We start from the raw sequence: 12,350 nt of genomic DNA, 5'->3' as shown, positions 1-12,350 counted from the left end.
CCCGCAAAAAGACCCTGACCGACAAGTCAGTTATTTACGCCGACAGTTCGACGCGGCCCTTGCCGCGACGGGCAGCCAGGATGGCGCGGCCGGCACGGGTGCGCATACGAAGGCGGAAGCCGTGCTTCTTGGCCCGACGGCGGTTATTCGGCTGAAAAGTCCGCTTGCTCACGTTAGTTACTCCAGTGGATCAAAGGTGCGCCCACCCGATCAAAAAAGGGGAAGAACTGGCCGACGCTAAGTTTTGTATGTGCCTGCCGCCGTTGCCTTCCGCACGGTGAACGTACGGAGTTACAACTGATCTCAAAAGCGGACACAAAGGACTTCACAACGTTAGGGCAAAAAGGCACCCACAGTCAAACCGGGAGCCTTCTGCGGGGCTATCCACAGCTGTGCCCAACCGTGGTTCCCAGCCTGTGGATGAAGTGGCTCACAGGCCGCTTTCCGGAACAACAACGGTGTAATTATCCACAGGCAACTTCCCAGCTATCTTCTAGCGATTTCATCCCCTAGAGTGGCTCAGTAGCCCAATGTCCACCCGCTGTGTATAACTCTGTGGATTATCGCCCAGAACAGCGCCGCCGGAGAGACTTCGGCTGCCAGCAACGCCGGCAAGCAAGTATTTAGGAACTGATTGATGACAGTAGACGAAGCCAACCACGCCAACACTGTCGGAAGTTCCTGGCGCAGGGTACTGAGCCTTATGGAACAGGACGACCGGGTCTCACCCCGTCAGCGCGGTTTCGTCATCCTCGCCCAAGCCCAGGGCCTCATCGGTTCAACCTTGCTGGTGGCCGTTCCCAACGAGCTCACCCGCGAAGTCCTCCAGACGCAGGTCAAGGACGCCCTGGACGATGCCCTCCGCAACGTCTTCTCCGACGACATTCGCTGCGCAATCGACGTGGACACCGATCTGGTGCCCGTCCACGCGGAGCCGGAACCCGTCGTCGAGCTTTCTGCTGTTTCTGACTTCGCCGAACCGAAGCCGCAGCCCACACCCCCGAGTACCTCACATGAGTTCGGGCGCCTGAACCCGAAGTACATCTTCGATACCTTCGTGATCGGTTCCTCGAACCGCTTTGCGCACGCTGCCGCCGTGGCTGTGGCGGAAGCGCCCGCGAAGGCCTACAACCCGTTGTTCATCTATGGCGATTCGGGTTTGGGTAAGACCCACCTGCTCCACGCGATCGGACACTACGCCCGCAGGCTCTACAGCGGCATCCGGGTCCGCTACGTGAACTCCGAAGAATTCACCAACGACTTCATCAACTCCATCCGCGATGACGAAGGCACCAGCTTCAAGACCACGTACCGCAACGTGGATGTGCTCCTGATCGATGACATCCAGTTCCTGGCGGGCAAGGACCGGACCCAGGAAGAGTTCTTCCACACGTTCAACGCCCTGCACAACGCCAACAAGCAGGTTGTCATCACCTCGGATCAGCCTCCCAAGATGCTGGCAGGCTTCGAGGACCGCATGACGTCGCGCTTCGAATGGGGCCTGTTGACGGATATCCAGCCGCCGGAACTTGAGACCCGGATTGCGATCCTTCGCAAGAAAGGCCTCAGCGAAGGCCTCTCTGCACCGGATGATGCTCTGGAGTACATCGCGTCGAAGATTTCCAGCAACATCCGCGAACTTGAGGGCGCACTGATCCGTGTGACGGCATTCGCGAGCCTCAACCGCCAACCGGTGGACGTGGCCTTGGCGGAAATGGTTCTGAAAGACCTGATCACCGACGACGGCGCCCAGGAAATCACGGCGAAGCAGATCCTGGACCAGACGGCCGACTACTTCAAGCTCAGCATGGAAGAGCTCTGCAGCAAGTCCCGTACACGCACCTTGGTGACAGCTCGACAGATCGCCATGTACTTGTGCCGCGAGCTGACGGACATGTCCCTGCCGAAGATCGGCCAGGAACTCGGAGGCCGTGATCACACCACTGTCATCCACGCGGACCGCAAGATTCGTGAGCTGATGGCGGAGCGCCGTGTGATTTACAACCAGGTCACTGAGCTCACCAACCGGATCAAACAACAGCAGCGCGACTCCTGAAATCCACATCGCACCCGCCACTACATGCCTTATTAACAGGTGCATGTGGATAAGCCTGTGGATACTTAAGGGGACAAGCTCGGTTAATGGGCTTAAAACCCTTAAGCCACCTGTGGATCGTTAAAAACGGGCCTGGGAGTTGTCCCCATCCACACCCTGTTTAAAACCCAGTTAACACACAATCCGTGAACAGGGCTTAACCGCGGATCTGCGGGGCTAGATCGAGTTATCCACAGTTTCCACAGCAGTTATTAACACTACGAATCCCAAAAAATTGAAATCCCTCAAATAACAATCTCGTTCCGGCGCCCATCCCCTCCTGCAGATCACGAGCACCCAGACCGGCCAAGGCCGGCCCGTGGCTATCCACATACGAGGGTGCTGGCCCGACGGGGATGGGTTAATCGCGGATCTTCCGGCTAAGCTGTCAGCAGCGCTCCCATCCTTGGGTCTGTTTGTAGTTCGCTCAGCGCGGACCATGCAGGTTCCGGTGCCGGACCGCGAAGATTTAGCGGCTTCCAAGCAGGAATCCGCAGCTACTACATGGCAGCAGCAATGAAAGGCGGCACCCTTCCGTGAAGTTCAGAGTCGACCGCGACGTCCTGGCAGAAGCCGTTACGTGGACCGCGCGGTCGTTGTCTCCGCGGCCGCCCGTCCCCGTGCTCTCCGGTCTCCTCCTCAAAGCCGAGGCAGGTACCGTCAGTCTCTCCAGCTTTGACTACGAGACCTCAGCGCGTTTGGAAATCCCGGCAGATATCGCTGTGGAAGGCACTATCCTGGTCTCCGGACGCCTGTTGGCAGACATTTGCCGCAGCTTGCCCTCGGCCCCTGTCGAAGTGGAAACCGATGGCAGCAAGGTCACCCTCACCTGCCGTCGAAGCAGCTTCCATCTGGCCACCATGCCCGAGTCCGAATACCCCGCACTTCCGGCACTCCCGGCCATCAGCGGAACCTTGCCGGGCGACGCCTTCTCCCAGGCCGTGTCCCAGGTGATCATCGCGGCAAGCAAGGATGACACCTTGCCCATCCTGACTGGCGTCCGCATGGAGATCGAGGATGACCTCATCACGCTTCTTGCCACGGACCGCTACCGCCTCGCTATGCGCGAAGTCCCCTGGAAGCCCGTAACCCCGGGAATTTCCACCAGTGCACTGGTCAAGTCCAAAACCCTGAACGAAGTAGCCAAGACGCTCGGTGGCAGCGGCGACATCAACCTCGCCTTGGCTGACGATGACAGCCGGCTCATTGGCTTCGAAAGCGGCGGACGAACCACCACATCACTCCTGGTGGATGGCGACTACCCCAAGATCCGTTCGCTCTTCCCGGACTCCACTCCGATCCACGCAACAGTCCAGACTCAGGAACTCGTCGAGGCCGTCCGCCGTGTTTCGCTCGTGGCCGAGCGAAACACCCCGGTCCGCCTTGCCTTCACCCAGGGCCTGCTGAATCTCGACGCCGGCACAGGCGAGGATGCGCAGGCTTCCGAGGAGCTGGAAGCCCAGCTTTCCGGTGAGGACATCACCGTTGCCTTCAACCCGCATTACCTCGTTGAGGGCTTGAGCGTAATCGAAACCAAGTACGTTCGTTTCTCCTTCACCACTGCTCCCAAGCCGGCCATGATCACGGCCCAGGCTGAAGCGGACGGCGAAGACCAGGACGATTACCGCTACCTCGTGATGCCGGTCCGCCTCCCCAATTAGCTGGAACGTAGCAGCCACCTTCGCAGAAAAGAGTTCACACCGTGCACATCGGATTGATCGGCCTCGGCAAAATGGGTTTCAACATGCGGGAACGCATGCGGAACGGTGGCATTGAGGTCACCGGTTTTGACCGCAATCCCGAGGTCACGGATGTCGCGTCGGTGGATGAACTCATCGCTGCACTGCCCACTCCGAGGTTGGTCTGGGTGATGGTTCCCTCCGGTGCCATCACTGATGCGGTGGTAACGGAGCTTGGCGAGAAGCTCAGCCCGGGTGACATGGTGATCGATGGCGGCAACTCGCGTTTCACGGAAGACCAAAAGCACGCTGCTGCACTGGCCGAGAAGAACATCCGCTTCGCGGACTGCGGTGTGTCCGGCGGTGTCTGGGGCCTGCAGAACGGTTACGGCCTGATGGCAGGCGGTGCCGACGAAGACATCGAACTCGCCATGCCCGTTTTCGACGCTCTCCGCCCCGAGGGTGAACGGGCCGACAGTTTCGTCCACGTGGGCGGAGTTGGTGCTGGCCACTACGCCAAGATGGTTCACAACGGCATCGAGTACGGCCTCATGCAGGCATATGCCGAGGGCTACGAATTGCTGGCGGCAAAAGACATCGTGAAGGACCTTCCGGGGACTTTCCGTGCATGGCAAAAGGGCACGGTTGTGCGTTCCTGGCTCTTGGACCTCATGGTCAAAGCGCTGGACGAAGATCCAGGCTTGGCATCGATTGATGACTACGTTGAGGACTCCGGCGAAGGACGTTGGACCGTGGAAGAGGCAATCGCCAACGCAGTGCCCGCGCCTGCGATCACGGCTGCCCTCTTTGCCCGCTTTGCCTCCCGCGAAGACAATTCCCCGGCCATGAAAATGGTGTCCGCCCTGCGCCACCAGTTCGGCGGACACGCCACCCGTCCGGCCAACTAGGCCGCAGGACTCCTGCAGACGGCGTGTACCTCGAACATCTTTCGCTGACGGATTTCCGAAGCTATGCACAGGTCGACCTGAAGCTCGGCCCTGGTGTTACGGTCTTGGTGGGTTCCAACGGAATCGGCAAGACCAATCTCATGGAGGCCATTGGGTACTTGGCTACCCTGAGCTCCCATCGGGTCAGCACGGATGCGCCGCTGCTTCGTTTCGGGACGGAGCGCGCGTTGATCCGGGCCAGGCTGGTCCGCGGAGAACAGTCAACGGTCATCGAGCTTGAGATCAATTCCGGCCGGGCAAACCGGGGCCGGATCAATCGAAGTAACCCGGTGAGAGCCAGGGATATCCTCGGCATCTGCCAAACTGTGCTGTTTGCGCCCGAAGACCTGGCACTGGTCAAGGGTGATCCTTCGAACCGCCGACGCTTTCTGGACGAATTGCTGGTGAGCCTCGTTCCGCGGCATGCTGCCACCCGCAGCGACTACGACCGCGTTCTGAAGCAACGCAATGCATTGCTCAAATCCGCCCGGGCAGGTAAGTTCACCGCCGGACATGAGGCAACCCTGGATGTCTGGGACCAGCACATGGCCCGCGCCGGCGCAGAATTGCTGCATGCCCGCCTTGAGCTTGTGGAGCGGTTGCGTCCCCACCTGAATAACGCATATGCGCAGCTCACCGACGGATCCAAGGATGCCGGGGCCGTGTACCGCTCAACCATTCAAGGCGTACTTGACGACGACGGCGGTCCGGACGACCACGGAACGGAACCTTCGGCGTCGGTTGATGACCTCCGGCTGCTGTCCGTTGATGAACTCACGGAGCGCTACATCCAGGCCTTCGCGGCGTCCAGGAAAAAGGAACTCGAACGGGGCATCTCCTTGGTAGGGCCGCACCGGGATGAACTGGAACTTGTTCTGGGGCAGGCACCCGCGAAGGGTTATGCGTCCCATGGTGAAACGTGGTCCATGTGCCTCTCGCTGCGGTTGGCTTCCTACTATGTGATGTTGGACGACGCCCGTACCGGTGGCACTGCTCCGATCCTCATCCTGGACGATGTTTTCGCTGAATTGGACGTCCAGAGGCGGCGTAAACTGGCTGCAATAGTCGCCGGCGCCGAGCAAGTGCTGGTGACCGCCGCCGTCGATGCCGATATCCCCGAGGAGCTGGCCGGACGGCGCGTAACCGTTGTTCCGGGAGGCATCGATGGCGAAGGATAGCCACGAGGGACTTCAACCTGGCCGTGAACCGGATGAGATTGATGCTGCCCAAGCGGCGCTGAACCGTATGCGCGAGGCTGCGGCTGCACGCGGAGAAGTGCGGCAGCGCGCGCCGAGGCCCGGGTCAGCTCCCAAACGTAAGGGGCTCCGGGATACCAGGGGTTTTGCCCAATTCCACGGCAGCGGCCGTGATCCCTTGGGTTTGGGAAAAGTGGTGGGACGCTTGGTGGCCGAACGTGGTTGGACATCGCCCGTGGCCGTTGGTTCCGTCATGGCGGAGTGGGAGACGCTGGTGGGACCGGATATCTCCGCCCACTGCACGCCGGAGAGCTTTACTGACACCACACTCCATGTTCGTTGCGATTCCACCGCGTGGGCGACGCAGCTGCGGTTGCTGAGCACCAGCCTTCTGGAGATGTTCCGCAACGAACTGGGCGAAGGCGTTGTGACCAGCATCCAGGTGTTGGGACCTTCGGCTCCAAGTTGGCGAAAAGGCGGACGCAGCGTTAACGGTCGAGGCCCGCGGGACACGTACGGCTAAACGGCGTGCAGGGCGTTTCAACGCCCCCGAGTCGTATAGGCCCCCGTCGGGACCACCGCAGGGCCATTGAAGATAGGGCCAGTGGTCTCCCATGGCCATATTCAGCTGTCGGCTGCCCCCGTATTTGCAAGGATTTGCGCCTTTCCACGATAGAATTGGCGTAGATCACTGAGCGCCGGTGAAACGTCGTCGGGTCCTGAATCCACTCCTGTGGCATCGGGGACCCCCGTCGTCGGACTAGACGGCGCAATCAGTCACGTGCCCGTTGGCGGCCGCGGTTAGCCGTGGGCAACTCCGGGAACGGCCGACATCGAGTACAGAGGAGTCGAAAGCGCCTGTGGCTAACGACAATGCAGAGACCTTGGCAGTAGAGCCCGAAGAGGAGACTGTTCCCAAGCCTGACACGCCCGTGGAGGAGCGCAGGGAGTACGGTGCCAGCGACATCACCGTGCTGGAGGGCCTCGAAGCCGTGCGTAAACGCCCCGGCATGTACATCGGCTCAACCGGTCCCCGCGGCCTGCACCACTTGGTTTATGAGGTGGTGGACAACTCTGTTGATGAGGCGTTGGCTGGTTACTGCAGCCACATTGAAGTCACGCTCCGCGCTGACGGTGGAGTGCGCGTGGTGGACGATGGCCGCGGTATTCCCGTGGATATCCACCCGACAGAGGGCAAGCCGACTGTTGAAGTAGTCATGACCATCCTGCACGCCGGCGGTAAGTTCGGCGGCGGCGGCTACGCAGTGTCCGGTGGCCTTCACGGTGTTGGTATCTCCGTAGTCAACGCCCTGTCGCGCCGGGTTGATACGGAAGTCCGCCGCCAGGGTCACGTTTGGCGCATGACCTTCGCCGACGGCGGCAAGCCTCAGGGCGAACTCGTCAAGGGCGAGGCTACCGATGTCACGGGGACGTCCCAGACGTTCTACCCGGACGGCACCATCTTCGAATCCACCGAGTTCGATTTCGAGACACTGCGTGCACGCTTCCAGCAAATGGCCTTCCTGAACAAGGGCCTGCGCATCACGCTGACGGATGAGCGTCCGGTTAACCGCGGCGGCGACGATGATCTCGATCTGGATGCCGTGGCAACCGAAGGCGAGGTAGCCGCCGAGCACCGCACCGTTGTGTACCAGTACCCGGACGGTCTGCTGGACTACGTCAAGCACCTGAACTCGAACAAGAAGGTGGAGATTGTCCACGAGGACGTCATCGCTTTCGAAACTGAAGACACCGAGCGGCACATCGCCGTCGAGGTCGCCATGCAGTGGACCACCGCTTACTCGGAAAGCGTCCACACGTATGCAAACACCATCAACACTCACGAGGGCGGAACGCACGAAGAAGGCTTCCGTGCCGCGATGACCTCGCTCATCAACCGCTATGCGCGCGAGAAGAGCATCATCAAGGAAAAGGAAGACAACCTTACCGGTGATGACATCCGTGAAGGTCTGACCGCCGTCATTTCGGTGAAGCTTTCCGAACCGCAGTTCGAAGGCCAGACCAAGACCAAACTGGGCAACTCCGAGGTTAAGGGCTTCGTCCAGCGTGTTGTCACGGATCAGTTGGGTGACTGGCTGGAACGTAACCCCGGCCCGGCCCGCGACGTGATCCGCAAAGCCATTTCGGCTGCCCAAGCACGTATGGCCGCTCGTAAAGCCCGCGACAATGCCCGGCGGAAGAGCCCGCTGGAGTCGTTTGGCATGCCCGGTAAGTTGTCCGACTGCTCGTCCAAGGATCCTTCGCGCTGCGAGGTCTACCTCGTGGAGGGTGACTCCGCCGGCGGCTCGGCCAAACGTGGCCGCAACCCGGAGACCCAGGCCATCCTTCCACTGCGTGGCAAGATCCTGAACGTGGAGCGCGCTCGTTTGGACAAGGCTTTGGGTAATGCCGAAGTCCAGTCAATGATCACCGCCTTCGGCACTGGCATCGGCGAGGACTTCGACATCAGCAAGCTTCGCTATCACAAGATCGTTCTGATGGCCGACGCTGATGTCGATGGCCAGCACATCACCACCTTGTTGATGACACTGTTGTTCCGTTACATGCGTCCGCTCATCGAGAACGGCTACGTGTACTTGGCCCAACCGCCGCTTTACAGGATCAAGTGGTCAAACGCCGCCCACGACTACGTGTACAGCGACCGCGAACGCGACGAAACCATCCGTAAGGGTGCGTCCATGAACAAGCGCCTGCCCAAGGACAACGGCATCCAGCGCTACAAGGGCCTGGGCGAGATGGACTACACCGAGTTGTGGGACACCACCATGGACCCGGATCGTCGCACCCTGTTGCAGGTCACCATGGATGACGCCCTGGCCGCAGATCAGACCTTCTCCGTCCTGATGGGCGAGGACGTCGAATCGCGTCGTAACTTCATTCAGCAGAACGCCAAGGACGTCAGGTTCCTCGATATCTAGGGGCCCACAGGGGCAACTGAATATTCCAGAACTGACATATACCTGAAACGGAAACCTTAGATTATGAGTGACGAAACTCCCGAAGTCCCGGAATCGAACGACGTCGAGGATGTTGTTCTCGAGGGTGATGTGCTGACTGACCGCGTGGAGCAGGTTGACCTGCAGACCGAGATGCAGCGGTCCTACTTGGACTACGCCATGGCCGTCATCGTCGGCCGTGCCCTCCCGGACGTCCGCGACGGCCTCAAGCCGGTCCACCGCCGTGTTCTGTACGCAATGTTCGACGGCGGGTACCGCCCTGACCGCTCCTTCAACAAGTGCGCACGCGTTGTTGGCGACGTCATGGGTACCTACCACCCGCACGGCGACATGGCGATCTACGACGCCTTGGTCCGCCTGATCCAGGACTGGACCATGCGTTACCCGCTGGCGCTGGGCCAGGGTAACTTCGGTTCGCCCGGTAACGACGGCGCTGCTGCACCGCGTTACACCGAAACCAAGATGGCTCAGCTGGCCATGGAAATGGTCCGCGACATCGACGAGGAAACCGTCGACTTCCAGGACAACTACGACGGCAAGAACCAGGAACCCACTATCCTGCCGGCGCGTTTCCCCAACCTGCTGGTCAACGGCTCCTCGGGTATCGCCGTCGGTATGGCCACCAACATTCCACCGCACAACCTGCGCGAAGTTGCCGACGGTGTGCAGTGGGCGCTTGAGAACCCGACGGCCACACGGGAAGAACTTCTCGAGGCTCTGCTGCTGCGAATCAAGGGACCTGACTTCCCCACGGGCGCTACCATCCTCGGCCACAAGGGCATCGAAGACGCCTACCGCACCGGCCGTGGCTCCATCACCATGCGCGCAGTGGTCAATGTTGAGGAACTTCAGGGCCGTACCTGCCTGGTGGTGACCGAGCTGCCCTACCAGGCCAACCCGGACAACCTGGCCATCAAGATTGCCGAGCTGGTCAAGGACGGCAAGATTTCGGGTATCGCGGACCTCCGCGATGAAACCTCCGGCCGTACCGGTCAGCGCCTGGTGATCGTGCTCAAGCGCGATGCCGTTGCCAAGGTGGTCTTGAACAACCTGTACAAGCACACGCAGCTGCAGGACAACTTCTCGGCGAACATGCTGGCAATTGTCGACGGCGTTCCGCGCACCTTGAGCCTGGATGCTTTTATCCGGCACTGGGTGGCTCACCAGATGGACGTCATTGCACGCAGGACCCGGTACCGCCTGCGCAAGGCCGAGGAAGAAGCGCACATTCTGCGTGCACTCCTCAAGGCTTTGGACATGCTGGACGAGGTTATTGCCCTTATTCGCGCCTCCAACACCACCGAAGCTGCCCGCGAAGGGCTCATGGAGTTGCTGGAGATCGACGAACTCCAGGCCCGCGCCATTTTGGACATGCAGCTGCGCCGTTTGGCTGCCTTGGAACGCCAGAAGATCCAGGACCGCCACGCGGAACTCGAAGCGATGATCCTGGAGTACAACTCGATCCTGGCTTCGGAAGAGCGCCAGCGTCAGATCATCAGCGAAGAACTCGCCGAGATCGTTGCCAAGCATGGAGACGATCGCCGGACGCATATCCTGATGGGCTTCGATGGCGATATGTCCATGGAAGACCTGATCCCTGAAGAGGAAATGGTTGTCACCATCACTCGCGGCGGATACGTCAAGCGCACTCGTAGTGATAACTACCGTTCGCAGCAGCGCGGCGGCAAGGGCATCAAGGGTGCACAGTTGCGCGGCGACGACGTGGTGGAGCACTTCTTTGTGACCACCACCCACCACTGGTTGCTGTTCTTCACCAACCTTGGACGCGTGTACCGGGCAAAGGCTTACGAATTGGCTGAAGCCGGACGCGACGCCAAGGGCCAGCACGTAGCCAACCTGCTGGCTTTCCAGCCGGATGAGCACATTGCCCAGGTCCTTGACCTGCGGGACTACCAGCAGGCCCCTTACCTGGTGCTTGCCACCAAGAATGGTTTGGTCAAGAAGACCCGGTTGGAGGATTACGACACCAACCGCACAGCCGGTGTCATTGCCATTAACCTGCGCGACGAGGACGAACTGGTATCCGCCCAGTTGGTCAGTGAAACCGATGACCTGCTCCTGGTGTCCCGCAAGGGCCAGTCCATCCGCTTTACGGCCACCGATGATGCTCTGCGTCCCATGGGTCGTGCCACCTCCGGTGTGACGGGTATGAAGTTCCGTGAAGACGACGAACTCCTGGCCGCAGACGTGGTCCAGGATGGTTCGTTCGTGTTCATCGTCACCGAGGGCGGATACGCCAAGCGGACTGCCGTTGATGAGTACCGACTCCAAGGCCGTGGTGGCCTGGGCATCAAGGTAGCCAAACTTGCCGAAGACCGTGGTGACCTTGTTGGCGCCTTGATCGTGCAGGAAGAAGACGAGGTTCTGGTGGTCATGGAGGGTGGCAAAGTGGTCCGCTCGGCAGTGACCGGCGTCCCTGCCAAGGGCCGCGACACCATGGGCGTCATCTTTGCGAAGCCGGATAAGAATGACCGCATCATCGAGGTTGCGCGCAACAGCGAACGCGGCTTGGAAAGCGAAGAGTCCGAGGACGGACTCGACGATGACGTAACGTTGGCTGCAAACGACGGCGCCTCTGAGGCGACCGTGACGGCCGATACGGAAAACGACGCAGACCCGGAAATCGAAACGGGCGCGGAGCTGAACGAAGACAACACCGGAGGTAACGAGTGAGTAATTCCGACTCATATCCCAAGCCGAGCACAGGTGTCCCCGGCGGACTCCGGCAGCCATCAGGCAACACGCAGTCGGGAACGCCTGCACGTCCCCAGCAGCGCCCTGGAACCGGGTCCGCGGGATCCGGTGCCGGAGCGCGGCCCGCGAGCGGAGCTAATTCCGCTCCGCGTCCTTCCGGCGCTCCCGGACAACGCCCGGCACAGGCCGGTCAGCGTCCCGCTGGGGCCCCCGGACAGCGGCCTGCACAGCCCGGCCAGCGCCCGGCCGGCACCCCTGCCCAGCGTCCCTCGCAGGGTGGGCCCGGCTTGGTGAAGCCGGCTCCCAAGGCCAAGGTTCGCCGCGCACGGCTCCTTGTCAGCAAGGTTGACCCGTGGTCGGTCCTAAAGATGGCATTCCTGTTGTCTGTTGCTTTGGGCATCGTCACCGTGGTTGCAGCAATCGTCTTGTGGACTGTGTTGGATCTCACGGGCATCTTTGACCAGGTGGACAGCCTCCTTGGCACCCTGGCAGGCTCCGAGGGCAGCGGGTTCGAACTCAAGAAGATTGCTTCACTCGGCCAAGTGGCATCTTTTGCCACCATCATTGCTGTAGTGAACGTGGTTCTGTTGACTGCGCTGTCCATGCTTTCGGCCGTGCTGTATAACATTTCCGCAACGTTGGTTGGTGGCGTCGGCGTCACCCTGACTGACGACTAGCAAAAACTCCCGGAAATCAGCCGAAATAGGCGGAATTACACCGGGGAAATGCCTCGATTTGAG

8 protein-coding genes and 1 pseudogene are annotated in these 12,350 nt (G+C 60.6%); 8 read left to right on the top strand and 1 reads right to left on the bottom strand.

The window, feature by feature from the left end; genetic code table 11:
- Positions 1–34: 34 nt before the first annotated feature.
- Complete coding sequence (gene rpmH / locus EU811_RS04480; protein WP_011776797.1) at positions 35–172, bottom strand: 50S ribosomal protein L34; 138 nt, start codon at positions 170–172, stop codon at positions 35–37.
- 465 nt (positions 173–637) lie between these two features.
- Here rpmH and dnaA point away from each other — a divergent pair, with 465 nt between their 5' ends.
- From dnaA to EU811_RS04440, 8 genes and pseudogenes are all read left to right on the top strand, one after another.
- Complete coding sequence (gene dnaA, locus EU811_RS04475; RefSeq protein WP_024818846.1) at positions 638–2,056, top strand: chromosomal replication initiator protein DnaA; 1,419 nt, start codon at positions 638–640, stop codon at positions 2,054–2,056.
- 575 nt (positions 2,057–2,631) lie between these two features.
- On the top strand, positions 2,632–3,756 hold the full coding sequence (dnaN, locus tag EU811_RS04470; RefSeq protein ID WP_105691206.1) for a DNA polymerase III subunit beta: 1,125 nt from the start codon (positions 2,632–2,634) through the stop codon (positions 3,754–3,756).
- Between the two features lie 14 nt (positions 3,757–3,770).
- Positions 3,771–4,682: pseudogene (gene gnd / locus EU811_RS04465) on the top strand (phosphogluconate dehydrogenase (NAD(+)-dependent, decarboxylating)); the annotation flags it as partial.
- A 23-nt stretch (positions 4,683–4,705) separates the two neighbouring features.
- Positions 4,706–5,899, top strand: coding sequence for a DNA replication/repair protein RecF (gene recF, locus EU811_RS04460; protein ID WP_142937296.1), 1,194 nt, complete (start codon positions 4,706–4,708; stop codon positions 5,897–5,899).
- Positions 5,886–6,440: a DUF721 domain-containing protein gene (locus tag EU811_RS04455; protein WP_142937295.1), complete on the top strand. Its 555-nt coding sequence runs from the start codon at positions 5,886–5,888 to the stop codon at positions 6,438–6,440. The genes recF and EU811_RS04455 overlap by 14 nt, the downstream gene beginning before the upstream one ends.
- A 337-nt stretch (positions 6,441–6,777) precedes the next feature.
- Entirely contained in the window at positions 6,778–8,856 is a 2,079-nt protein-coding gene (gene gyrB, locus EU811_RS04450) for a DNA topoisomerase (ATP-hydrolyzing) subunit B (RefSeq protein ID WP_142937294.1), read from the top strand.
- 63 nt (positions 8,857–8,919) lie between these two features.
- Entirely contained in the window at positions 8,920–11,589 is a 2,670-nt protein-coding gene (gene gyrA, locus EU811_RS04445; RefSeq protein WP_142937293.1) for a DNA gyrase subunit A, read from the top strand.
- A complete protein-coding gene (locus EU811_RS04440) occupies positions 11,586–12,287 on the top strand; it encodes a DUF3566 domain-containing protein (RefSeq protein WP_142937292.1) in 702 nt (233 codons plus the stop codon). Before gyrA ends, EU811_RS04440 begins: the two co-directional genes overlap by 4 nt.
- Positions 12,288–12,350: the final 63 nt, after the last annotated feature.

It is taken from the genome of Arthrobacter sp. TS-15 (genome assembly GCF_006964045.1).
In the GTDB taxonomy this organism is placed as follows: domain Bacteria; phylum Actinomycetota; class Actinomycetes; order Actinomycetales; family Micrococcaceae; genus Arthrobacter.
This window is presented reverse-complemented; position numbering and strand designations above follow the sequence as displayed.